We start from the raw sequence: 23,650 nt of genomic DNA on the forward strand, positions 1-23,650 counted from the left end.
CCCCCAGCGCCCGCCGATGAACTTCCGCCGCCACCTCGGGACCGACGAACCCGACATCAACCTGATCCCGTTGATCGACGTCCTGCTGGTCATCCTGATCTTCCTGGCCGCCAGCACGTCCTTCTCGCGCTTCAGCCAGTTGTCCGTGCGCCTGCCCGACGCCAGCGCCCAATCCGCCGAACCGGCCACGGGCCTGACCGTCACCGTCGCCGCGGACGGCCGCTACGCGCTCAACGGCAAGGCGCTGCCCATCGCCGACGCCGACCAATTGTCCGAGGCGCTGCGCAGGGCGGCGGCCGGACGGGAAGATCTCTCGTTGGTGATCGACGCGGATGCCGCGGCCACCCACCAGGCCGTGGTGCGGGCCATGGAAGCGGCGGGACGGGCAGGTATCTCCCGCATCGGATTCACCACGCAGGCCACGCCCGCGGGACCGGGCAGATGAAGCCCGGGGCCGCCCTGCGCACCACGCTGCAGCGCCAGTGGCAAACGGGCGGATGGCTATCGTGGCTGCTTTCCCCCCTGTCGCTGCTGGCCGCCGGCGTGGTTGCCGCCAAGCGCCTGGCCTACGGGGCGGGCTGGCTGCGGGCCGAACAGGTGGGAGTGCCGGTCATCGTGGTCGGCAACATCTATGTCGGCGGTACGGGCAAGACACCGTTCATCGTGGCCGCGGCGCGCGCCCTGCGGGCACGCGGCCGCCACCCCGGCGTGATCAGCCGCGGCTACGGCGTGCAGGCCGGCCCCGCCCCCCGCGTGGGGTGCGGCCACCTGGACCCCGCGGCCTTCGGCGACGAACCGGCGTTGATCGCGCGCCAGGCGGACGTTCCGGTGGCGGTCCATCCACGCCGCGCCGACGCAGCCCGCGCGCTGCTGGCGGCGCACCCTCATATCGACGTCATCCTGTCCGACGATGGCTTGCAGCATCTGGCGCTGGCCCGCGACGTGGAAATCGTGGTGCAGGACGAACGCGGCATCGGCAACGGCCGGTTGCTGCCCGCCGGCCCGCTGCGCGAGCCGGCCTCGCGCCTGCGCGGCGTCGACGCGATCGTCACGAACCGCAGCGGCGGCGTGCCTGGCCCGGTGCCTGCCACGCCCAATGACGTGCGTACCGTCGATATGGATCTCGCCGTCGAGCATGCCTGGCGCCTGGCCGACGGCAAACGGCTGCCCCTGGCGGAACTGGCCTCGATGCCCCACATCGCCGCGGTGGCCGGCATCGGCAACCCCGACCGCTTTTTCGCCACGCTGCGCCGCGCCGGCGTACGGCTGGACACCACGCTGGGCCTGCCCGACCATTACGACTACGCTCACTCGCCGTTCGCGGCGATCGAGGCCGATCTCATACTCGTCACCGACAAGGACGCCGTAAAATGCCCGACTGTGGACGACCCGCGCGTGTGGGCCGTCACGGTTTCGGCGCATTTGTCCGACCCCGCGTTCTTCGATTGGCTGGAAACCCGACTCCATGGACATACGTCTGCTTGACATCCTGGTCTGCCCGCTCTGCAAGGGCCCGCTGCGCCACGACCGCGCCGCGCGCCTCCTGGGCTGCCGCGCCGACCGCCTGAGCTTCCCCATCCGCGACGGCATTCCGGTCATGCTCGAGTCCGAGGCCCGGCCGTGGCAGGACGAGGCCGGAACCCCTGCCGCCGGGACGCCTCATGCCTGACCCGGCCGATTTCACCGCCATCATCCCGGCCCGCGCCGCCTCCACGCGCCTGCCCGGCAAGATGCTGGCGGACATCGGCGGCATCCCCATGATCGTCCGCGTCGCCCGGCAGGCCCAGGCCAGCGGCGCCTCCCGCATCCTCGTGGCCACGGACGACGCCGCCATCCGCGATGCCGTCCGCGCCCACGGCTTCGACAGCCTGATGACCCGTGCCGACCATCCGACCGGCACCGACCGCCTGGCCGAAGCCTGCGACGCGCTCGAACTCGACGACACGCAGATCGTGGTGAACATCCAGGGCGACGAACCCCTGATCGATCCCGCGCTGGTCGCCCATGTGGCCCAGACGCTGGACCGCCACAGCGCGGCCGCCATCGCCACGGCGGCACACCCCATCGATACCGCCGACGAACTGTTCAATCCCAATTTCGTCAAGGTCGTCTGCGGCGCCGACGGCCATGCCCTGTATTTTTCGCGCGCGCCCATCCCCTGGGCCCGCGATGCGCTGGCCGGCGGCGAACGCATCTTCGCACCCGGCCTGCCCGCCCTGCGCCACATCGGCCTCTATGCCTATCGCGTCGGCTTCCTGCGCCGCTTCCCCACGCTGCCCCAGGGTCGCCTGGAGCGATGGGAATCGCTCGAACAGTTGCGCGCGCTCGAGCACGGCTACGCCATCCAGGTTCACGTCACGCCGCAGGCCCCCGCGCCCGGTGTCGACACGGCCGCCGATCTGGAATTCGTGCGCCGGCTGGTAGCCGCCCAAGGCTGATTTGACCGGCGCCGCGCGCTTGAGGTAAGTTTGGGGGCATTCGTGCCTGAAACATGCGGCCACAGGGGGGTCGGCATACCGACATCGACCGCATGCCGCAGCGCATCGGCCTTCATCACCATCCCGGCGGCAAGCTCGCGACCCGGCCCCCGACAGGCCGGGCCAGCGGTGCGTGCGCCGGCAGTGCCGCAGGCCAAGAACACCAACTCAATCAGGAAGCATCAATGCGTCTAATCTTGCTCGGAGCGCCCGGCGCTGGCAAAGGCACCCAGGCCGCGTTCCTCAAGGACCGCTACGGCATTCCCCAGATTTCCACCGGCGACATGCTGCGTGCCGCCGTGAAGGCCGGCACGCCCCTGGGCATCGAAGCCAAGAAAGTCATGGACGCTGGCGGACTGGTCTCCGACGACATCATCATCGGCCTCGTCCAGGACCGGCTGAAGGAAGCGGACTGCGCCAACGGCTACCTGTTCGACGGATTTCCCCGCACCATCCCCCAGGCCGAGGCGCTGCGCTCGGCCGGCGTGCCGCTGGACTTCGTGATCGAAGTGGACGTACCCGAGGAAGAGATCATCGAACGCATGAGCGGCCGCCGCGTGCACCTGGCCAGCGGCCGCACCTATCACCTGCGCTTCAATCCGCCCAAGAACGCCGGCGTCGACGACGTTACCGGCGAACCGCTGGTCCAGCGCGACGACGACAAGGAAGAGACCGTGCGCAAGCGTCTCGAAGTCTATCGCCAGCAGACCCGGCCGCTGGTCGATTATTACTCGCGGTGGGCCGACGGCGATGCGAAGGCGCCTCGCTACCGCAAGATCTCGGGCGTGGGCTCGGTCGAAGAGATCAAGACCCGCCTGTTCGATGCACTGAAATAGAGTCCCCCTGCGCGCCGACGCTCGCCCCCCAGGGGCGGCACTGGCGGACCGGAAGGGAAGCCTCCCCAGGCGGCCGATGGCCGCTCCCCTCAAGGGACGGCACTGGCGGGACCGGCAAAGCCGGATCCGCGGTGCCCTGGAGCGGAGATGTCTTGCACTGTTTTTTGTTTGCTCGGTAGTTTTTGAAACTTTCGTAGTTGAACAAAAGGAGGAGTTGCATGGCAACCGGTCTGTCCTTCGCGCTCGTATGCGGCCTTCTGGCCGTCGCGTTCGGCGCGATTTCCACCTTCTGGATACTCAAGCAGGAAAGCGGGAACACCCGCATGGTGGAAATCGCGACGGCCGTGCAGCAGGGCGCTCAAGCCTATCTCGCCCGTCAGTACACGACCATCGCCATCGTCGGCGTGGTGCTGTTCGTCGTCATCGGCCTCGTGCCCGGCCTGGGCTGGCCGTGCGCGCTGGGCTTCGCAGTGGGCGCCGTGCTTTCCGGCGCCGCGGGCTTCATAGGCATGAACGTCTCGGTGCGCGCCAACGTGCGCACCGCCCAGGCGGCCACACGGGGCTTGAATGAAGCCCTGACCGTCGCCTTCCGCGGCGGCGCCATCACCGGCATGCTGGTGGTGGGCCTGGGGCTGACCGGCATCACCGTGCTGCTTTGGGTATTGCTGGACACCAACCTGTCGGGCGCGGCCGGCGCCGGGCTGCACGAGCAGTTGCAGCCGCTGATCGGCCTGGCCTTCGGCTCCTCGCTGATTTCCATCTTCGCGCGCCTGGGCGGCGGCATCTTCACCAAGGGCGCCGACGTGGGCGCCGACCTGGTGGGCAAGGTCGAGGCCGGCATCCCCGAAGACGACCCGCGCAATCCCGCCGTGATCGCCGACAACGTGGGCGACAACGTGGGCGACTGCGCCGGCATGGCGGCGGACCTGTTCGAGACCTATGCCGTCACCATCGTCGCCACCATGCTGCTAGGCTCGCTGGTGATCGAGGTGGCGCCGCTGCAGGCGGTCATCTACCCGCTGGTCCTGGGCGGCTTCTCCATCATCGCGTCCATCCTGGGCTGCATGGCGGTCAAGGCCAGTCCCGGCAAGCGCATCATGACCGCGCTTTACCGCGGCCTCGCGGTGGCCGGCGTCCTGGCGCTGGTGGCGTTCTATCCGCTGACGGCCTGGGTCTTCGCCGGCACCCCGCTGGACGACGGCAACAGCCTGGGCCGGCTCTACGGCTGCACCGTGGTGGGCCTGGTGCTGACCGGCCTGATCGTCTGGATCACCGAGTACTACACAGGCACCGAATACAAGCCGGTGCGCTACGTGGCGCAGGCCTCGACCACCGGTCACGGCACCAACATCATCGCCGGCCTGGCGGTCTCGATGAAGTCCACCGCCGCGCCCGTGATCATGGTCTGCCTGGCCATCTATGCCGCCTACACGCTGGCGGGCCTGTACGGCATCGCCGTCGCGGCCACCGCCATGCTGTCCATGGCCGGCATCATCGTCGCGCTGGACGCCTACGGCCCCATCACCGACAACGCCGGCGGCATCGCCGAAATGGCGCAGATGCCGGAATCGGTGCGCAACATCACCGATCCGCTGGACGCGGTCGGCAACACCACCAAGGCCGTCACCAAGGGCTACGCCATCGGATCGGCCGGCCTGGCGGCGCTGGTGCTGTTCGCCGACTTCACCCACGCGCTCGACCACCTCGGCAAGAACGTCGATTTCTCGCTGGCCGAACCGGCCGTCATCATCGGCCTGTTCGTGGGCGGCCTGATCCCCTTCCTGTTCGCGGCCATGGCGATGGAGGCCGTGGGCCGCGCCGCGGGATCTGTGGTGGTCGAGGTCCGGCGCCAGTTCGCCGAGATCCCCGGCATCATGGAAGGCACCGCCAAGCCCGAGTACGGCAAGGCCGTGGACATGCTGACCAAGGCCGCGATCAAGGAAATGATGGTGCCCTCGGCGCTGCCGGTGGTGGTGCCCATCGTGCTGGCCGTGATCATCGGCCTGCTGATGGGCGGCGAAGCGGCGCGCATGGCGGTGGGCGGCATGCTGATGGGCGCCATCGTCACCGGGCTGTTCGTCGCCATCTCCATGTGCACCGGTGGCGGCGCCTGGGACAACGCCAAGAAATACATCGAGGAAGGCCACCACGGCGGCAAGGGCTCCGAGGCCCACAAGGCCGCCGTCACCGGCGACACGGTGGGCGACCCCTACAAGGACACGGCCGGTCCCGCGGTGAACCCGCTCATCAAGATCGTCAACCTCGTCGCACTGCTGCTGGTGCCGCTGCTCTAGCGGCCGGCGCCCCCCCTTGCGGGGGCGCCCGCCCTGGCGAGGGGGGGGCGCCCGCCCTGGCGGGAACCGGGCCGCTCAGGCCCGGCTTGCCGCCATCACCGTGTTGCGCAGGCTCCCCACCTTCTCGATCTCGCACTCCACGACATCGCCCGGCCGCAGATAGCGGCCGTCGGCCACGCCGCAGCCCGCGGGCGTGCCGGTGGCGATCACGTCGCCCGGCCGCAGCGTCATCGCGCGCGAAATATACGCGACCAGCGCCGGGATCTTGAAGATCATCTGCTCGGTGGAGGCATCCTGCCGGACTTCGCCGTTGACCCGGCACATGATGCGCAGCGGGTACGGCCGCGGAATGTCCCGCGCCAGCGCGATGGCCGGCCCCAGCGGGCAGGAACGGTCCAGGCTCTTGCCCTGTATCCAGTTCTGGCCGTAGCGGCCGGTCAGGGTCGGCGCCGCCTCGTTGGCCTGCAGCTCGCGGTAGCTCACGTCATTGCAAACGGTGTATCCCGCCACGTGCGCGTAGGCATCCTCTTCGGCGATATCGCGCCCTTCCCTGCCGATGACGACCGCCAGCTCCGCTTCGTAATCCACCTTGCTCGAAAAATCGTGGCCGCAGATGGGGTCGCCGGGGGCGACCACCGTCCCGGGCAGCTTGGTGAAGAAGAACGGCTGTTCGGGCGGTGTCAGCTTGCCCTCGGCGCCATGGTCGAAATAATTGACCACGTGCGCCAGGATCTTGGATCCCGGTTCGATGGGGGCCAGCAGGTGCACCGATGCCAACGGAACGGCGGGCCCGGACGCGGCCAGGCTGGCGGCCTCCTCGCACGCCATGTCGCCCGCCGCCAGGAACAGCCGCAGGTCGCGGAACAGCGGCGCCATCCATTCCCGCCCGGCCGAACAGGCCGCCAGCGCCAGGTCGACGACACGATCGCCGTCGATCGCGCATACATGCGCTCCGGCCACCGTGGCCATGCGTCCGATCTTCATTTTCACTCCTTCGTTGGTGTCAGTATCCCGCCATGTCCTTCATCACGGCGTACAAACCGGGCTGGCGCTCGAAACCTATGCCCGGCGACTGCGGCAGGACGGCCTGCCCGTCGGCGATGGCGACTTCCTCGCCGAAGCCGCTGAAGATCCCGAACGTATCCGGATAGGATTCGCAGCCTCCCAGCCCCAGGCCCCCGACCAGATGCAGGCACATCAGATTGCCGCCATGGGGATACATCGCGGAACGGGCAAAGCCGTGCCTGCCGGCCACCGCCAGCACGTTCAGGTATTCGGTGATGCCGAAGGACAGCGGGGGATCGAGCTGGATGATGTCGCGATCCGGACGAAAGCCCGCGTAGGACAGGAAGTGGTCCAGCTCCTTGCCGCAAGCCATGTTCTCGCCGGTGGCCAGGGGCCCCTCGTAGGCGCGGGCCAGGTCCGCATAGATACCGTACTCCATGAAGTCGCAGGGCTCTTCAAACCAGCGCAGGCCATAGGGCGCGATGGCGCGCGCGTAGTCCAGCGCGGCATCGCGGCCGAACGCGCAGCTCGCGTCCACGGCCAGGGCCCGGCCCTCGCCCATCTCGCTCAGCACCGCTTCGATGCGCCGGCAGTCCTCGGCCACCGACAGGCCGCCGATCTTCATTTTCACCATCCGGTAGCCGGCGTCGCGGTAGCGGATCATCTCGTCTTTCAGGTCGCGCGACGTTTGTCCCGGAAAATACCAGCCGCCGCCGACATACACCGGTGCGTGCGTGCGCGCCCGGCCGCCGCCATGACGCTCGGCCAGCACGGCGTGCAGCGGCTTGCCCTCCACCTTGGCCACCAGGTCCCACACGGCCACATCCACCGTGCCCATGGGAATGGCGCGTTCCGCGTAGCCGCCCCGCCGCTCCCGCCGCTGTCCGCAAGCCAGGATCGCCGCGGGATCGAAATTACGCCCCGTGCCATCCAGCAGGCTGTCCGGATCGGCGCCCAGGATACGCGGCGCGATCCGGTCGCGGATCTGTTCGCCGCAGGCATAGCGGCCGAAGGAATTGAACGCGAACCCTGTCAGGGGGCGTCCATCCCGGATGACATCGGAAACCACCGCCACCACCGTGGCGGTCATCTGGCTGAAATCGGAACGGGCATTGGACAGGCGCGACTCCAGCGCGACCGTTCTTTCCAGGATATCGACGATGCGCATCAGTTGACCGTCGCGCCGGAAGCCTTCACCGCCGCGGCGAACTTGGCCATCTGTTCGCGCACGAAATCCACGCTCTGCGGATACGGCACCACCGTGCGTTCGAACGAATTCTCGGCCAGCCGGGCCTGCATCTCCGGCCCGGCCATGGCCTGGCCAATGGCGGCCACCAGCTTGTCATGGACGGCGGCGGGCAGCCCCTTGGGCGCGGCCACCACCCACAGCGACACGGCATTGACGCCCGGATAACCGGCCTCGGCGAAAGACGGCGTATCGGGAAACATCGGCGAACGCCTGTCGCCGGTCACCGCGATCGGAGCCAGCACGCCACTCTTGACCTGCGGCGCGACCAGCACCGGCAGGTTGAACATCATGTCCACCTGCCCGCCCAGCAGGTCGGCGATCGCCGGCCCCGCCCCTTTGTAGGGCACGTGCAGCAGCTTGATGCCCGCGGCCGTCTTGAAGGTCTCGCCATGCAGATGAACGACCGTGCCCGAGCCCGCGGACGCGAAACTGAGCTGGTCCGGCCGGGCCTTGGCCTCGGCCACCAGTTCCTGCAGCGTCCGGGCCTTGACCCGCTTGGCATTGACCACCAGCACGCCGGTCGCCGTGGCGATCACCGACAGGAAATCGAAGTCCGTCAGGCTGTCATACGGCAGTTTGGCGTACAGGCTGGGATTGATGGCGAAAGCGGTGTCCAGCAGGCCGATGGTGTAGCCATCCGGCTGCGCCCGGGCCACCGTGGCCGTGCCTATCGTGCTGCCGGCTCCGCCCTGGTTCTCGACGAAGACCTGCTGGCCCAGCACGGTGCTCAGCCGCTGCGCGAACTGGCGGCCCAGCAGGTCGGTGCTGCCGCCCACGACATAGGGCACCACCATGCGGACCGGACGGGCCGGATAATCCGCATCGGCCGCGGCGGCGGCTCCCATCGCGCATGCCCACAGGCACGCTGCCAACCCCAGCCGGCGTAACGGTCGATACATGGCGCCCTCCCTTTTCCGGTGACGCGGACAGCATGCCCCCGCACGCCCCGCGCATGAAGAAAAGTATAGGAACCGCGGCCACCGCCGGCCATGGACGGGATTGGCGACAATTTGGACAAATCACGGGCCGTGCCAGGCCTCGCCCCGCTCGGCCGGGCTCTCCCGGCCGGCGGCCTGGCTGCGATAGGCACTGGGGGTCACGCCGCGCAGTTGCCGGAAGCGGCGGGCGAAGTAGGCCTCGTCGGGAAAACCCACGCTGGCGGCGATCTCGGCGATCGGGCGCGGCGACCCCACCAGCATCCGGCACGCGAGATCCATGCGCTGGTCGGCCAGGATTTCGGTAAAGGTCCTGCCGGTCTCCCGCTTGAGCAGGTGCGCCAGGTAATGGGTCGACAGATAGGCGGCAGCCGCCGCGTCCGCCAGCGTGATGGGCTCGGCCAGGTGCTCCCTCATGAAGCGGCTCACGCGGGCCAGCGACGCCCGGCGGCTGCCTTGCAGCATCGTGGTCCGGGCCAGGGCCTGCAGATCGTCCTGGTGGCGGCGGCATGCCAGGCCGATCAGGCGGAACAGGTCCGCGCGGATGAACTCGGTGGCGTAGAAGCCGCCCCGGCCGTGCTCGGCCTGCATGCGCAGGCACAACCGACGCACCTCGGCCAACTCGTCCGCGCCGAGCTCGAAGTCCAGGTGCTCCTGGTACAGGAACGGCGCGAGCTCGGGCATCTCCTCGATGGACACGTCCTCCAGCTCCAGCAGGTCCATGCGCGACTCCGGCCGCAGGAAATCGCGGCGGAAATTGATGACGAAGAACTCCGCGGGTTCGACGTGCCGGATGCAATGCACGCGCAGCGGCATGATGAAACTGAGCGTGCCCGGCAGGATGGGCCGGACCGTCGCGCCCAGCACGTGCTCGGTGCGGCCGGCCAGGTTCACATAGATCTGGAAATACTCGTGCTTGTGCAGCGGCGGCTGCCCGACCGAGGTGGCCTGATCGCGTATCCAGAACGCGGTGCGCGGCAGGAATTCGCTGGTGCGGTTGATGGGCGCGTCAGGCATCGCATCGGTACTCCCGGTTGTCCGTGGTCCCTATGTCCCGGCGGGCGCCGCCCGGCGCCGGAAATCACGCGGCCGAAAGCCCAACACGAACAGTACGCCGAAGTAGACCACGGCGGCGCCGGCCACGGATCCCAGCAGCAACGCCACGCGCAGCCAGGCGTGGGACTGCAGGCCCAGCCAGTCGACCCGCTGCTCCACCAGCCACAGCGCGATGCCCATGGCCACCAGCGCCACCGCCATCCGCGCCAGGAAGCCGCCCCATCCTGCCAGCGGCCGGTAGACGCCGCGACGGCGCAGGCCGGCCAGCAGGGCCAGCGCGTTGATGCAGGCGCCCAGGCCAATGGATAGCGCGAGCCCGGCATGATGCAGCCACGGCACGAACACCAGGTTCAGGCACTGCGTGGTCACCAGCACCACCAGCGCGATCTTGACCGGGGTGCGGATATCTTGCCTGGCGTAGAACCCGGGCGCCAGGATTTTCACGGACAGGAGCCCGATCAGGCCCACCGCGTAGGCGACCACCGCCATCCGGGTCTGGTCGACGTCGGCGGCGGTAAAGGCGCCGTAATGGAACAGCGTGCTGACCAGGGCCTTGGACATCAAGGCCATCCCCAGGCACGCAGGCAAGCCCAGCAACAGCGTCAGGCGCAGCCCCCAGTCCAGCAGCGCGCTGTATTCCTCGGCCTGGCCGGCGGCATGGGCCTGCGACAGGTTCGGCAGCAGCACGGTACTGAGCGCAATGCCCAGCAGCGCGGTCGGAAACTCCATCAGGCGATCGGCGAAGGACAGCCAGGTGACACTGCCCGGGGCCAGCCAGGTCGCGATATTGGTGTTGATCAGCAGCGACACCTGGGCCACCGAGACGCCCACGATGGCCGGCAGCATCTGCCGCAGGATGCGCCGCACATAGGGATCCGCCCAGGCCGCGCGCAGCCCCAGCCCGATGCGGGGACACAGGCCCAGCCGCGCCAGGGCGACGAACTGCATCGCCAGCTGCGCCACGCCGCCGGCCATCACGCCCACCGCCAGGGCGTACAGGGGCACGTCCAGGTGCGGGGCGAGCCAGAGGCTGGCGGCGATCATCGACAGGTTCAGCAGCACGGGCGTGAACGCCGGCACGCCGAAATGCCGCCAGGTATTGAGCACGCCGGACGCGAAGGCCACCAGCGACATGCACAATATGTAGGGGAACATCACACGGGTCATCCAGACCGCCGCCTGGAAGTCGGCCACGCGCTCCGCGCCCCGCAGCCCGCTGCCCATCGCGCTGACCACCCAGGGCGCCGCGATCACGCCCGCCGCCGTCACCGCCATCAGCGCGAAGGTCAGCAGCGAGGCCACGTGGTCCAGCAGGCGGCGGGTATCCTCGGGCGCATGGCGATTCCGGGCCTCTCCCAGGATGGGCACGAAAGCCTGCGAAAACGCGCCTTCGGCGAACAGCCGCCGCAGCAGATTGGGGATGCGGAAAGCCACCCAGAACGCGTCGGTCAGGCTGCCGGCGCCGAATGCCCGGGCAATCAGCACGTCGCGCACGAGGCCGGTGATGCGGGACAACAGGGTATAACTACTGATGGTGGCCGCGGCGCGCAGCAAATTCATGGATGGCCTTGTACGCGGCGCACCGCGCGAGTATGGTTGCCTTGCTCGTGGTTTTGCGGGGACTCGACCACGAAGTATTTGATTTTACGGTCATTTGGGGCTATAGTCTTTGGCTTTGCGAAGCTCCTGCCGCCGCGTATAGCAAGTCGTGACTTCGCCCTACCAGATACGGAATTTTCATGGCTAATACCGCCCAAGCACGCAAGCGCGCCCGCCAAGCAGTGGTCCGCAACAAGCACAACTCCAGCCTGCGTTCGATGCTGCGCACGTCGATCAAGCGCGTGCGCCAGGCCGTGGAAGCTGGCGACAAGACCGCCGCCACGGAAGTGCTGCAGAAGGCCACCAGCGTCATCGACCGCGTCGCGGACAAGAAGATCATTCACAAGAACAAGGCCGCTCGCCACAAGAGCCGCCTGGCCGCCGCCGTCAAGGCCCTGGCCTGATCTGATTCCGCAGCGCGGCCCGGCGCTGCGCGCGAGCAAGACGCCAGCCTGGCAGGATACCCACCTGCCAAGCTGGCTTTTGTTCGTCCATGCATGGCAAAGATGGCCCCGCCCCGCCAACCGGACTCCGCCCGCTCAGGGCTGCCGAGGCCTGGGCGGCGTATCGGGAATCAGGCAGGCCTCGACCGTGCGCAAATCGTTGTCGCGCGCGAAATCACTCACGAACTGCCAGGCCAGGGGCTCGAGCGCCCGCAACCGCTCGTCCACCACCACGCACTTGACGCCATCGATGAAGGTGGGCACGACGTAAGGGGAATAGGTGAAGGGACTCGCCACGCTCCCCTTCGGCCGAAAAGGCGACATGACACCAGCCAGGCGCTCGGCCCAGTCGCTGGGGCGGAACTTGCTGCCGCTGGAAGTGATACCCTGAATAATGAACTGCCTGACGCTTTCAGCCATCGCCGTTGTCTGCGGAAGCATGTCCGCCGTGAATGGGTCTCGTGAACCCGATGGATCTTGAGCCCGGTCCGTCGCACACCCGTGTTGCACGCACCAGCCGGACCGCCCCGCGCGGCGGCGGGACTCGACGCGGGCCCGGCAGACCAGATAGGGCCCGGCAAGGCTCGCGACGGGCAGGGTCACCCCCGCCAGAGAAGCTCGGCATTGTAGCTTATCGACCCGCCCGTCCTCCACCCGCACACTGAACGGCGCGCACGCGCGCGGCACGATTTCCGCCCCACTCTCATGACGACCCGCGCCGCCAAAATCCTCTTCCTGCCCGGAGCCGGGGGCAGCGCCTCGTTCTGGAAACCCGTCTCCGGCCGCCTCGGACCGGAAGGGATCCTGCTGGCGTGGCCGGGACTGGGAAACGAGCCACCCCACCCCGACGTGAACGGGATCGACGACCTCGTCCGCCTGGCATTGCGGCACATCACCGAACCGGTCGACATCGTCGCGCAATCCATGGGCGGCCTGATCGCGATCCGGCTGGCGCTCGCGGCCCCCTCGCTGGTCAACCGCCTGGTTCTCGCCGCCACCTCGGGCGGCGTCCCGGTCGCGGACCTCGGCGGAGCCGATTGGCGCACCGATTATTTCCTGGCCTACCCCGGGGCGGCCCCTTGGATCGCCGGTCCGCAGGAAGATCTGTCGGCGCGCCTCCCCTCGATCACGGCCCCCACGCTCCTGCTCTGGGGCGACCAGGACCCCATCAGCCCCCTGGCCGTCGGGAAGCGCCTGGCATCGCTGCTTCCCCATGCCCGGCTACAGATCGTTCCCGGCGGGGACCACGATCTGGCGCGGACCCACGCTCCCCTCGTCGCCGCCGCGATCGCGCACCATCTTGGCGCCCCCGCCGCCTGTAACAATGCCTCGGGTATCATTGATCCTTTCCGCGAAACGAGCCGATGAGTCGATGGCCCGCGGCGCCACGGCACCGCCCGCCGATTCGGCAACTCTCTGTCAGAGGCGTCGCATGACCGCAACTCCCCAGCAAAATCCGAAGACCTCCCCCGCGCTGCGCCACTTCCTCCAGTTCAACGACCTCGCGCGCGAGGAAATCGAATACCTGTTCAGCCGCGCCGCGCTGATCAAGCGCAAGTTCAAGAACTACGAGCCGCACTTCACCCTGAGCGACCGCACGCTCGCGATGGTGTTCGAAAAAGCCAGCACCCGCACCCGCGTGTCGTTCGAAGCCGGCATGTACCAGATGGGCGGCTCGGTCATCCACCTGACCACCGGCGACTCCCAGCTCGGACGCTCCGAGCCGGTCGAGGACTCGGCCCAGGTCATCTCGCGGATGGTCGACCTGGTCATGATCCGCACCTTCGAACAGACCAAGATCGAGCGCTTCGCCGCCTATTCGCGCGTGCCCATCATCAACGGCCTGACCAACGAGTTCCACCCCTGCCAGATCCTGGCCGACATCTTTACCTACATCGAACACTGCGGCTCGATCCAGGGCAAGACCGTGGCCTGGGTGGGCGATTCCAACAACATGTGCAACACCTGGCTGCAGGCCGCCGAGCTGCTGGACTTCAACCTCCACGTCTCGACCCCGCCCGGCTACGAACTCGAACCCGAACGCGCCGGCGTCGTCGACGCCGAACGGCTCAAGCAGTTCGCCGACCCCATGGAAGCCTGCAAAGGCGCCCACCTGGTCACGACCGACGTCTGGACCAGCATGGGCTTCGAAGCCGAAAACGAAGAGCGCCGCACCGCCTTCGCCGACTGGTGCGTCGACAGCGACATGATGGCCGTGGCCGACCCCGGCGCGGTCTTCATGCACTGCCTGCCCGCCCACCGCGGCGAGGAAGTCACCGCCGAGGTCATCGACGGCCCCCAGAGCGTGGTCTGGGACGAAGCCGAGAACCGCATGCACGTGCAGAAAGCCCTGATGGAGTTCCTCCTCCTGGGCAGGTTGTGACAAGCCCACCCCCTGCCCGCTGACGCGTGCGGGGGGTGGGCTTCCCTACGCCCGAAGGCATAGGGGTGGTACAATGGCAGATCGCCCTTGTGAGGCCGGGGGGCGATTGCACGATCCCGCGCGTATGGCACGGAGCGCCCCCGGGTGCGCCCCCATATCCCCGGTGACCTAGACCGGCCTGAAAGCCGCACCGCCACGCGCGGGCCGTCCATGCCCTGGGAACATCAATGAGCGAAGTAAAGAAGGTCGTACTAGCCTATTCGGGCGGCCTTGACACATCCGTCATCCTGAAATGGCTTCAGGATACGTATCAGTGCGAAATCGTCACCTTCACCGCCGACATCGGCCAGGGTGAAGAGCTCGAGCCGGCGCGCGCCAAGGCCCTGAAGTTCGGCATCAAGCCGGAACACATCTACATCGACGACCTGCGCGAGGAATTCGTCCGCGATTTCGTCTTCCCGATGTTCCGCGCGAACACCATCTACGAAGGCGAGTACCTGCTGGGCACGTCCATTGCCCGGCCGCTGATCGCCAAGCGCCAGATCGAGATCGCGCGCGCGGTCAAGGCCGACGCCGTCTCCCACGGCGCCACCGGCAAGGGCAATGACCAGGTCCGCTTCGAACTGGGCTATTACGCGCTCGAACCGGGCATCAAGGTCGTCGCCCCGTGGCGCGAATGGGACCTGCTTTCGCGCGAGAAACTGCTGGCCTACGCCGAACAGGCCGGCATCCCCATCGAGATGAAGCACAAGCAAGGCGGCGCGCCCTACTCCATGGACGCCAACCTGCTGCACATCAGCTACGAAGGCCGCCACCTGGAAGATCCGAAGGCCGAGGCCGAGGAATCGATGTGGCGCTGGACCGTGGCCCCGGAAGCCGCGCCCGACGCCCCCGAGTACCTGGACGTCGAGTTCGAGCACGGCGACATCGTCGCCCTGGACGGCAAGCGCATGACGCCCGCCGAAGTGCTGACCGAGCTGAACAAGCTGGGCGGCAAGCATGGCATCGGACGCCTGGACCTGGTGGAAAACCGCTACGTCGGCATGAAGTCCCGCGGCTGCTACGAAACCCCGGGGGGCACGATCATGCTGCGCGCCCACCGCGCGATCGAATCCATCACGCTGGACCGCGAAGTCGCCCACCTCAAGGACGACCTGATGCCGCGCTACGCCAGCCTGATCTACAACGGCTACTGGTGGAGCCCCGAGCGCAAGGCGCTGCAAGTGCTGATCGACCACACCCAGCAGGCCGTGAACGGATGGGTGCGCCTGAAGTTGTACAAGGGCAACGTCTACACCATCGCCCGTGATTCGAAGAACACGTTGTTCGACCAGACCATCGCGACCTTCGACGACGACGGCGGCGCCTACGACCAGGCCGACGCCGGCGGCTTCATCAAGCTGAACGCCCTGCGCATGCGCATCGCGGAAAACGCCCGTCGCAAACGCGGATGACCCAGCCGGCCGAACCCGTGCCTGCCACCAGCCCGGAAACGGGCTGGCGTTGACCCGCCATCGGCGGCCTTCGGGCCGCCGATTTGTTTTTCGAGCGCCATGAACGAGAACGTCCTTCCACCCCTGGCCATCATCCAGACCGGGCTCCCGCCCGAACCGGTATCCCACCGGCATGGCACCTTCAGTTGCATGATCCGCGAAGCGGCCGGGCTGCGCGCCGGGGATATCGAGGTCGTTGCCGTGCACCAGGGGGCCGAGCTGCGGCCCCCTTCCAGCTATCGCGCCGCCATCATCACCGGCTCGCCCGCGATGGTCACCGACCGGGCCGGCTGGAGCGAACGCACGGCCGGCTGGATACGGCAGGCGGTGGACCTGGGCCTGCCCATCCTGGGCATCTGCTACGGGCACCAGTTGCTGGCCCACGCGCTGGGCGGCCGGGTCGACTTCCATCCGCGCGGCCGCGAAGTGGGCACGCAAACGGTCGAACTGCTACCCGCCGCCAGCGAATCCCCCCTGCTGGCGGGGCTGCCCTCGCGCTTTCCCGCGCACCTGATCCACCAGCAGAGCGTGATGGAGCTGCCAGCCGGCGCCACCGTGCTGGCGCGCTCCGAACACGATGCGCACCAGATCGTGCAATACGGCGATCGCGTGATTTCCAGCCAATATCATCCGGAATTCTGCCCCCTGATCATGGGCACCTATCTCACGCACTTCGGCCCCAGGCTGGGCGAGGAAGGCTTCGACGTCCCGGCGCTGAGCGCCCGCCTGCGGCCCGCGCCCGAGGCGCGCGAACTGCTGCTGCGCTTCGTCCGGCAGCACGCCGCGCTGCAAGAAGCCGCCTAGGAACGGACCTCGGGCTCGATGCCGGGCACCACGACCGGCTCGATCTCCAATTCCAGGCCGTAGCGTTCGCGCACGTCGCGCCGCACCGCCTCCGCCAGCGCCAGCACGTCGCCAGACCGGGCGCCGCCATGATTGACAAGCACCAGCGCCTGGCGTTCGTGCACACCCACCGGCCCCATGCGGCGGCCCTTCCAGCCGCATTGGTCGATCAGCCATCCCGCTGCCAGCTTGTACGTGCCGTCCTCCTGGGGATACGCCACCAGGCCGGGAAAATCCGCGCGCAACCGGTCGTACTGCACGGCGGGCACCACGGGATTCTTGAAAAAACTGCCGGCATTGCCCAGTACGGCGGGATCCGGCAGCTTGGCCCTGCGGATCGCGCAGACCGCCTCGTAGACATCGCGCACCGTGGGCGAGCGGGCCAGGCCCTCGTGCCGCCGCAGATCGGGATAGTCCAGCACGGGCGTCCACCGCCGGGGCAGCCTCAGCCGGACGGCGGAAATGACCCAACGTCCCGGTTCGCGCTTGAAGACACTGTCCCGGTAAGCGAACGCGCATTGGCCGGCGTCCATCTCTACCCAGGCGTCGCGCAGCATGTCATAGGCCACCAGGCCGGCGAAGCGATCGCTCAGCTCCACGCCATAGGCACCTATGTTCTGCACCGGCGCGGCGCCGACGGTCCCGGGAATCAGCGCGAGGTTTTCCAGCCCGCCCCAGTTTCGCCCGACACAATAGGTAACCAGGTCATGCCAGGTCTCGCCCGCCGCGGCTTCGACCACGCGGGCCTGGTCGTCCTCGCCGGCCAGCCTGATGCCGCGCAGCGCCATCCGCGCCACCAGGCCGCGCACCCGGGGCGGCAGGACCAGGTTGCTCCCTCCTCCCAGCACCAGGACGCCACCGCCGTGAGAACGCGCCAGGCCGGCCAGGGCCGGCAGATCGTCCTGGCTGCGCAGCGTGACGCAGGCCGGCGCCGAACTGGCCAGCCCCAGGGTATTGAGAGACGAAAGATCGCAGGCGCCGGGCACGAGGCCCGCGCAAGCGCCGGAATCGGAAGCGACAGCCAATCTGGGCACCAGGCAGGGAACAAGCGCCGCGGAACGGATTTCCCGCGGCCCCGCCATCTTACTTGACTACAATTCCTCTATTCCAAGATAGGCCGCAAGCCACATGCAAGGAGTTCACCCATGCCTACATTCGATGTCGTCTGCAAACCCAACCTGGTCGAACTGCGCAATGCCGTCGAACAGACCAACAAGGAAATCACCACCCGCTTCGACTTCAAGGGCTCGGACGCCCGTGTCGAACAGACCGACAAGGAACTCACGGCCTATGCCGACAGCGATTTCCAGCTGAACCAGGTGCGGGACGTGCTGCTGAACAAGATGACCAAGCGCAGCGTGGACGTGCGCTTCCTCGATCATGGCAAGGTCGAGAAAATGGGCGGCGACAAGGTCAAGCAGGTACTGACCGTGCGCAACGGCGTGCCGCAGGACGCGGCCAAGAAGATCGTGGCCCTGATCAAGAACAGCAAGATGAAGGTCCAGTCCAGCATCCAGGGCGACGCCGTGCGCGTGCAGGGCGCCAAGCGCGATGACCTGCAAAGCGCCATCGCGCTGCTGAAGAAGGACGTGACCGACCTGCCCCTGGGCTTCGAGAATTTCAGGGACTGAACGCCCGCCCAGCCCGCCGTCTTCGTAACAGCACCCATGAAAACCGGCCAGGAAAGCCGAAGGTATTATCCGGCCTTCCTGGAACGCAGGACATGCAGCCTAGTTGAGCTTGCCAATTGGCTGCATCTCGAGCCAGGCGGAGCCATTCACCACTTCACCATCCAGCGTACCGGTGACATTCCCCAGTCCTTCGTAGACAAACCGGGAGCCGGCGTTCACTTCCTGGTCATTCCAGGCCATGGTGACGGTCAAATCGGCTGAACGCTCGCCGGACAGGACGATCTTGTATTTCGTATAGTAGATCTCCCCCGAATCCGGGCTTTTCCATTCACTGCCGGCGATCGGTTTCATGACTATGTCCTGCAGGTTCCAGCGGTGCTCCGGCTCCAGCACGCCATTTGGATTCTTTGGCGCATCCATGCTGAATAGCGAACTGACACGGTAATCGCTGACCTTGGTTCCAACCAGGGTGGTCATGATGGCCTTCTGCTGCTCTGGAAACTGCATGATGAAAAAGGCCCACGTGGAATCCTTCACGATCTCGGTCGCCGCATCGTCGAAGGTCTGGTATACGACATCCATCCACAACAGGCCACCCGTACCCTGGGAAACCACGGTGCCGTTTTCGTCATAGGTCACTTTGAACGTGATCACCTTGAGAAAAGGCGCGGAATAGTAATAGGAGCCCTGGCCGGTCATCGGGTTCTGGGTAGCCGCCAGATACTTCTCGACCGAGCCCCCGAAATTCTTGCGAATGGCTTTTTCCTGCTCGGGCAACAGCCAATTGGGCAAGAATGCATTGACTCCGAAACCCTCGCTGACAAAGCCCATGGTGTCTTCCACCAGAATTTCGGTCGTCATCAACTTGCCAAGATTATCCGCGCCATGGGACTGGATCTTGTAGCGGGCCCCTTTTTGCCCAAAGCGGCCCGAAACCAGCTTTGCCCTGGTTTCATTCTTGGGGGTGACCGCTCCCACGGCATTTTCAGACGTAACGCTGAGATCCCAAGGCTGGGTCAGCGCAATCGCGTTGCCCACCAGGGCGGCCCCCAATGTTCCACCCGTGCGGAATCCGCCCAGGCCCGGAGTGCTGATCCCTGTTCCGGACATGATGAACGGCAACCTGACCTCGGCGCTGCCGGAAGGATCGATCTGCTGTTCAAGCCGCTGGATCAGGCTGAAATACGCCATCTGATTCTGGCTGTCATCCTCCAGGTAGCCAAAAAAACAATAGGCTTGCAACGCGATGCCAGGCTGGTCGAAGGATAAGAACTTCTCCAGGCCGGCGGCACTTTTTGTTTGCGGCAGATCCGTGTTGCTGGCGTAGTAGAGATTGCTCAAGCCCAACGTATCAACGCCAAGCTGGTTGACTCCCGGCCGCACCTGGACAGTCTGGCTGGTGGTTCCAAGCATGGCGTCATTCGACGTGAACGCTGAACTTCGAACCTGGTACGAACCTTCCTTCGCCACCGGAAAGGTCGCCGTGACCCTCTTGCTGCCCGCGGGCACGTCGATCGTCTGGAAATTCAGGGCTTTACCCTGGTCATCCAGCAATTCCACCTGGAACTTGCTGATGCCTTGCAACTCCAGTTGCACCGCCTGATGGATATCGTTGGCGGGCTTGGGTTCCGTCGTCAACGATATTTCGAGCCTGGCATCGGTATTGGATCCGCTGCCACACCCTGCCAACAGGGCCAGGGCGAGAAACATCGAGCTGATCAGGGATTTTTTTCTTTCCATTCTTGGCATGAATTTATTTCTTCTTTTCATCAAACGATCATCTCCCGAAAGCCTGCGGGCAAAAAAAGCAGCGCTACGTGGCCGCGGCCATCGGGTGCATTCTCTTTTATATAAAAACCACGGAAATTATATTTTCAAGGAAACGATTGCCAAAGATGCGGCCAAATCGAAAGGCAGCGACACCATGGGAAAAACCCGTGGACATTCTATCCTCGAACCGCTTCAGGGCTATCGCCCATTTTAGGTAGTCGATATGAACAAATCCCCGGAGCCTTGTTTGATGCGGGTTGCGGTAATTCAGCGATACCGGCAATTGCACGATTGGAGATAATGCAGGCCCATTTTCCTGAAAACCCCACCGGGATTCAGATAAACCCGAAAACACCGCTTTCGCAGCGCGGCACGGTTCCGCCGGCTATTGCGAGAGCGGATCAAACCGGAGCATCCGATCGCAGTCACCGATCGATCCGTCGGGCCTGGCACGCCGGCGCAAGCGGCCGGGTGAGGCGGGCATGGAGGAATGCGGGCGACCTGCCGCCGGGGTTCGAGAACCTTGTCCCCCCCATAGGCCCTCCCCGCTTACGAATGATGCTTTGACACGGCGAAAAATCGGCTCTAAGATTGAACACATTGATGTATACATCAAAGAACACACAAATGAATCCAGAAAAAAACAAGGTATCCGTGCCACTCAAAGGCGAACGGCCGCTCTACGACCGGGTGTACGACATCCTGAAAGAGCGGATCGTCAGCGGCGAACTGAGGGCAGGAGAGACGATTGGCGAAGTCCAGTTGGCGGAACAGCTTGAAGTCAGCCGCACCCCCGTCCGGGATGCCGTGAGGCGTCTGGTCGATACCGGCCTATTGGTGGCGGAAAAAGGCGGGGTCCGGGTTTACTCGCCCACGGCCGCCGATCTCGCAGATGTTTACTGCACCCGCGCCAGCCTGGAAGGGATGGCCGCGCGGCTGGCCGCCCTGCACGTCGACGAGGGCTTCGCGGCAGAGCTCGAAAACATCTGCGACGCCGGGGCCAGGATCGTCGATACGAACGCATTGCACGCGGCCGCGATGCTCAACGGCCAGTTCCACGATCTGATCCTGGAGAGATCCGGCAACAAACGCATCAAGCACCTGCTCACCAACCTGAGCCCGGTCATCGTCCGTTATCGCCACATTTCTCTTTCGTTCGAAGACCACCTCAAGACGTCCTGGGCCGAACACAAGGAAATTGTCCAGCTTTTCCGGGAATGCAATCCCAGCACCGTGGAAGACCACGTGAAGAACCACATCCTGCGCGCCGGAGGGCGCATCGTCTCCACGCTGCAATCGGTGGAAGGTGACCGGGAAGTCACGCCGGCCATGGAACTGGTGCTCAGCGTTCTATAGAACATGTTTTAGTGGAGGAGACAAAGCGTGAAGCAGAATCGCATAACGAATATCGAGGCCATCAGCCTCTATGTTCCATTGAAAGAGAAAATCGACGCGCCGATAAGCATTCCCCATGCTTCGGTCCTGGCGGACACGATCTTCAGCGGCTATCGAACGACCTTGGTCCGCATCCAGACCGAATTCGGCATCGAGGGTGTGGGCGAATGCATGGTCCGGCTGGCGCCTACCGCGACCCGGGACATCATCCGGGATATCGCCCCCATGCTGATCGGCCGGGATGTATTGGATCGAGAGGCGCTCTGGGAGCTGATGTACGGAACCATGATGAACCGGGGCCATTCCCGGGGCTTCTACACCGAGGCCATGAGCGGGCTCGACATCGCCATCTGGGACGCGGCGGCCAAGACGCTGGACGTTCCGCTGTACAAGCTGGTCGGCGGCCGGCACCACGAGAAACTCAGGGCATATGCGTCGTCCATCCGTTTCCGGGACATGGATCTGGTCCTGGCTCAGGCGCGCGACTACAAGACCCGTGGCTTTAAAGCCATCAAGATCAAGATCGGCCGCAACCTCGAGCGGCCGGAGCTGGATATCGATTTCGTGCGTGCGATCCGGGAAGACGTCGGCGACGAGATGAAGCTGATGGTCGACGCGAACTGCGCATACGGCGAAGACATCGGCACCGCGTTGCGCGTCGGCCGTGCCATGCAGGACCTGGACATCTACTGGTTCGAAGAGCCGCTCAGCCCTGACAACATCGACGGCAACGCGGCGCTCGCCGCGGCGCTCGACATCAACATCGCGCTTGGCGAAGCGGATTTCATGATGTACGGCGCGCGCGAGTTCATCGCGAAAAAGGCCGTGGACATATTCCAGCCGAACATATCCCGGACCGGAGGCATCACCGAAGCACGGCGCATCGCCGCCCTGCTCCAGGCCAACCACATTCCCTACGCACCGCACACCGGAAGCTGCTCGGCCGTGTGCCTTGCCGCCACGCTGCAGTTCTCGGTCGCCCTGCCGCACTTCCTGATGTTCGAATACATGCAAAGCGATTGGTCGAAGAATCAACCGAATCCGCTGCGCCACGACCTGCTCAAGCAGCCGGTCGAGATATTCGAAGACGGTTTCATGGTCGTGCCGGAACGGCCGGGCATCGGCGTCGAACTCAACGAGGACATCGTCGATAACTGGCGGGTCGCCTGATCATGCGCGCGGCCGATCCCGGCGTGGCGGCGCATCCTTCGATCGATGCCGAATGGCTTGCACGCCACGGGGAAGACGTCATCGACCCGGCCCGGCGCATCGTCGATGCGCATCATCATCTCTGGGATCGGTCACGTTCGCCGCGATACATGCCTGATGATCTGCTTGGCGACGTGGGCTCGGGGCACAACGTCATCTCCACGGTTTTCGTGGAAAGCCGGGCATCCTGGCGGCAAGGTGGCCCGGAACACCTGCGCACCGTGGGGGAAACCGAGTTCGCGAACGGGATGGCAGCCCTGGCCGCCAGCGGCGACTACGGGCCGATCAGGTTCTGCGCGGGCATCGTGGCAAACATCGACTTGCGTTTGCCGGAAGCGTTGCTCGCCGAGGCGCTCCAGGCTCACCGAACCGCCGGCGGCGGCAGGCTGAAAGGGGTGCGCCAGGTCGCGGCTTGCCACGATAGCCCCGATGTGCGGGTGTCGGGCCCCATTCCGCCGCCGGGCCTGCTTGCAAGTCCGGAGTTCCGGAGAGGCTTCAGGATGCTCTCGGAGGCGGGACTGGGTTTCGATGCGTGGGTCTATCACCCCCAGATCCCTGAAGTGGCAAGCCTGGCCGACCATTTCCCGGAAAGCCGGATCGTGCTGAACCATTGCGGCGGACCGATCGGCATCGGCCCCTACGCCAATCAACGCGCCAGGGCGATGAAAGAGTGGGACGCAAGCATTCGGGATATCGCAAGAAGAGAGAACGTATTCGTCAAGCTTGGCGGCCTGGGCATGCGGCTCGGCGGGTTCGAACTTTATCGGCGTTCCCGGCCTCCGGGCTCCGATGAACTGGCGGCGCTCTGGTCGCCGTACTTCAACACGTGCATAGAGGCCTTCGGCGCCTCGCGTTGCATGTTCGAAAGCAATTTTCCCGTTGAGAAATCAAGCTGCAGCTATGGCGTTCTGTGGAACGCGTTCAAGCGGGTGGCAAGCGGGGCAACGGACGTCGAGAAAGAGTGTTTATTCAGCCTTACCGCATCGAGTTTTTATCGTCTTGATTGCATTTAAAAGAAAAGATCGCTGTACA

The 23,650-nt window shown here is 65.9% G+C and carries 24 protein-coding genes; 16 read left to right on the plus strand and 8 right to left on the minus strand.

Annotated features, from left to right (window positions below; genetic code table 11):
• Positions 1-16 precede the first annotated feature (16 nt).
• From AC1Q6E_RS14950 to AC1Q6E_RS14975, 6 genes are all read left to right on the plus strand, one after another.
• A complete protein-coding gene (locus tag AC1Q6E_RS14950; protein ID WP_152793337.1) occupies positions 17-445 on the plus strand; it encodes an ExbD/TolR family protein in 429 nt (142 codons plus the stop codon).
• On the plus strand, positions 442-1,485 hold the full coding sequence (gene lpxK / locus AC1Q6E_RS14955) for a tetraacyldisaccharide 4'-kinase (protein ID WP_152793338.1): 1,044 nt from the start codon (positions 442-444) through the stop codon (positions 1,483-1,485). The genes AC1Q6E_RS14950 and lpxK overlap by 4 nt, the downstream gene beginning before the upstream one ends.
• A complete protein-coding gene (locus AC1Q6E_RS14960) occupies positions 1,466-1,669 on the plus strand; it encodes a Trm112 family protein (RefSeq protein WP_296556346.1) in 204 nt (67 codons plus the stop codon). The genes lpxK and AC1Q6E_RS14960 overlap by 20 nt, the downstream gene beginning before the upstream one ends.
• A complete protein-coding gene (kdsB, locus tag AC1Q6E_RS14965; RefSeq protein WP_152793340.1) occupies positions 1,662-2,438 on the plus strand; it encodes a 3-deoxy-manno-octulosonate cytidylyltransferase in 777 nt (258 codons plus the stop codon). Before AC1Q6E_RS14960 ends, kdsB begins: the two co-directional genes overlap by 8 nt.
• Positions 2,439-2,662: 224 nt before the next feature.
• Entirely contained in the window at positions 2,663-3,313 is a 651-nt protein-coding gene (gene adk / locus AC1Q6E_RS14970; protein ID WP_492573020.1) for an adenylate kinase, read from the plus strand.
• A 218-nt stretch (positions 3,314-3,531) separates the two neighbouring features.
• Entirely contained in the window at positions 3,532-5,607 is a 2,076-nt protein-coding gene (locus AC1Q6E_RS14975; RefSeq protein ID WP_152793342.1) for a sodium-translocating pyrophosphatase, read from the plus strand.
• Positions 5,608-5,682: 75 nt separating this feature from the next.
• Here the strand turns inward: AC1Q6E_RS14975 and AC1Q6E_RS14980 are convergent, their stop codons facing one another.
• The 5 genes from AC1Q6E_RS14980 to murJ form a co-directional block, all read right to left on the minus strand.
• Entirely contained in the window at positions 5,683-6,591 is a 909-nt protein-coding gene (locus AC1Q6E_RS14980; protein ID WP_492573021.1) for a fumarylacetoacetate hydrolase family protein, read from the minus strand.
• A gap of 19 nt (positions 6,592-6,610) precedes the next feature.
• A complete protein-coding gene (locus tag AC1Q6E_RS14985; protein ID WP_296556336.1) occupies positions 6,611-7,780 on the minus strand; it encodes an enolase C-terminal domain-like protein in 1,170 nt (389 codons plus the stop codon).
• The gene (locus AC1Q6E_RS14990; protein WP_152793345.1) at positions 7,780-8,760 is read right to left on the minus strand and encodes a tripartite tricarboxylate transporter substrate binding protein; all 981 of its coding nucleotides are present in this window, start codon (positions 8,758-8,760) and stop codon (positions 7,780-7,782) included. The genes AC1Q6E_RS14985 and AC1Q6E_RS14990 overlap by 1 nt, the downstream gene beginning before the upstream one ends.
• A 120-nt stretch (positions 8,761-8,880) precedes the next feature.
• Positions 8,881-9,813, minus strand: a complete 933-nt coding sequence (locus tag AC1Q6E_RS14995) for an AraC family transcriptional regulator (protein ID WP_152793346.1) — start codon at positions 9,811-9,813, stop codon at positions 8,881-8,883.
• Positions 9,814-9,843: 30 nt separating this feature from the next.
• Positions 9,844-11,412, minus strand: a complete 1,569-nt coding sequence (gene murJ / locus AC1Q6E_RS15000) for a murein biosynthesis integral membrane protein MurJ (RefSeq protein WP_492573022.1) — start codon at positions 11,410-11,412, stop codon at positions 9,844-9,846.
• A gap of 179 nt (positions 11,413-11,591) precedes the next feature.
• Here murJ and rpsT point away from each other — a divergent pair, with 179 nt between their 5' ends.
• Entirely contained in the window at positions 11,592-11,855 is a 264-nt protein-coding gene (gene rpsT, locus AC1Q6E_RS15005; protein ID WP_124690358.1) for a 30S ribosomal protein S20, read from the plus strand.
• 135 nt (positions 11,856-11,990) lie between these two features.
• Here rpsT and AC1Q6E_RS15010 read toward each other — a convergent pair whose 3' ends face one another.
• A complete protein-coding gene (locus tag AC1Q6E_RS15010; protein WP_152793348.1) occupies positions 11,991-12,314 on the minus strand; it encodes a DUF3579 domain-containing protein in 324 nt (107 codons plus the stop codon).
• Positions 12,315-12,599: 285 nt separating this feature from the next.
• Between AC1Q6E_RS15010 and AC1Q6E_RS15015 the strand changes: the two genes are divergently transcribed.
• From AC1Q6E_RS15015 to AC1Q6E_RS15030, 4 genes are all read left to right on the plus strand, one after another.
• On the plus strand, positions 12,600-13,262 hold the full coding sequence (locus tag AC1Q6E_RS15015) for an alpha/beta fold hydrolase (RefSeq protein ID WP_152793349.1): 663 nt from the start codon (positions 12,600-12,602) through the stop codon (positions 13,260-13,262).
• 64 nt (positions 13,263-13,326) lie between these two features.
• Positions 13,327-14,277 carry an ornithine carbamoyltransferase gene (argF, locus tag AC1Q6E_RS15020; RefSeq protein WP_152793350.1) on the plus strand — a complete coding sequence of 317 codons (951 nt, stop codon included), beginning with the start codon at positions 13,327-13,329 and terminating at the stop codon, positions 14,275-14,277.
• A 227-nt stretch (positions 14,278-14,504) separates the two neighbouring features.
• Entirely contained in the window at positions 14,505-15,731 is a 1,227-nt protein-coding gene (locus AC1Q6E_RS15025) for an argininosuccinate synthase (RefSeq protein WP_152793351.1), read from the plus strand.
• Positions 15,732-15,830: 99 nt separating this feature from the next.
• Positions 15,831-16,574 (plus strand): glutamine amidotransferase, encoded by a 744-nt coding sequence (locus AC1Q6E_RS15030; RefSeq protein WP_152793352.1) that lies wholly within the window; start codon positions 15,831-15,833, stop codon positions 16,572-16,574.
• Here AC1Q6E_RS15030 and murB read toward each other — a convergent pair.
• Positions 16,571-17,647: a UDP-N-acetylmuramate dehydrogenase gene (murB, locus tag AC1Q6E_RS15035; protein ID WP_492573023.1), complete on the minus strand. Its 1,077-nt coding sequence runs from the start codon at positions 17,645-17,647 to the stop codon at positions 16,571-16,573. The two genes, AC1Q6E_RS15030 and murB, sit on opposite strands and share 4 nt — an antisense overlap.
• Before the next feature lie 111 nt (positions 17,648-17,758).
• Between murB and AC1Q6E_RS15040 the strand changes: the two genes are divergently transcribed.
• Positions 17,759-18,244 carry a YajQ family cyclic di-GMP-binding protein gene (locus tag AC1Q6E_RS15040; protein WP_152793354.1) on the plus strand — a complete coding sequence of 162 codons (486 nt, stop codon included), beginning with the start codon at positions 17,759-17,761 and terminating at the stop codon, positions 18,242-18,244.
• A gap of 99 nt (positions 18,245-18,343) precedes the next feature.
• Here the strand turns inward: AC1Q6E_RS15040 and AC1Q6E_RS15045 are convergent, their stop codons facing one another.
• Complete coding sequence (locus AC1Q6E_RS15045) at positions 18,344-19,882, minus strand: lipocalin family protein (protein ID WP_152793355.1); 1,539 nt, start codon at positions 19,880-19,882, stop codon at positions 18,344-18,346.
• Between AC1Q6E_RS15045 and AC1Q6E_RS15050 the strand changes: the two genes are divergently transcribed.
• The 4 genes from AC1Q6E_RS15050 (at position 19,866) to AC1Q6E_RS15065 (ending at position 23,631) form a co-directional block, all read left to right on the plus strand.
• The gene (locus AC1Q6E_RS15050) at positions 19,866-20,228 is read left to right on the plus strand and encodes a hypothetical protein (RefSeq protein WP_152793356.1); all 363 of its coding nucleotides are present in this window, start codon (positions 19,866-19,868) and stop codon (positions 20,226-20,228) included. The genes AC1Q6E_RS15045 and AC1Q6E_RS15050 overlap by 17 nt on opposite strands.
• A 413-nt stretch (positions 20,229-20,641) precedes the next feature.
• The gene (locus AC1Q6E_RS15055; protein ID WP_492573024.1) at positions 20,642-21,370 is read left to right on the plus strand and encodes a GntR family transcriptional regulator; all 729 of its coding nucleotides are present in this window, start codon (positions 20,642-20,644) and stop codon (positions 21,368-21,370) included.
• A 27-nt stretch (positions 21,371-21,397) separates the two neighbouring features.
• Complete coding sequence (locus AC1Q6E_RS15060; protein ID WP_152793358.1) at positions 21,398-22,579, plus strand: mandelate racemase/muconate lactonizing enzyme family protein; 1,182 nt, start codon at positions 21,398-21,400, stop codon at positions 22,577-22,579.
• A gap of 2 nt (positions 22,580-22,581) precedes the next feature.
• Positions 22,582-23,631, plus strand: coding sequence for an amidohydrolase family protein (locus tag AC1Q6E_RS15065; RefSeq protein ID WP_492573025.1), 1,050 nt, complete (start codon positions 22,582-22,584; stop codon positions 23,629-23,631).
• Positions 23,632-23,650: the final 19 nt, after the last annotated feature.

This window comes from Pigmentiphaga sp. MLSB6-MA01, assembly GCF_058793475.1.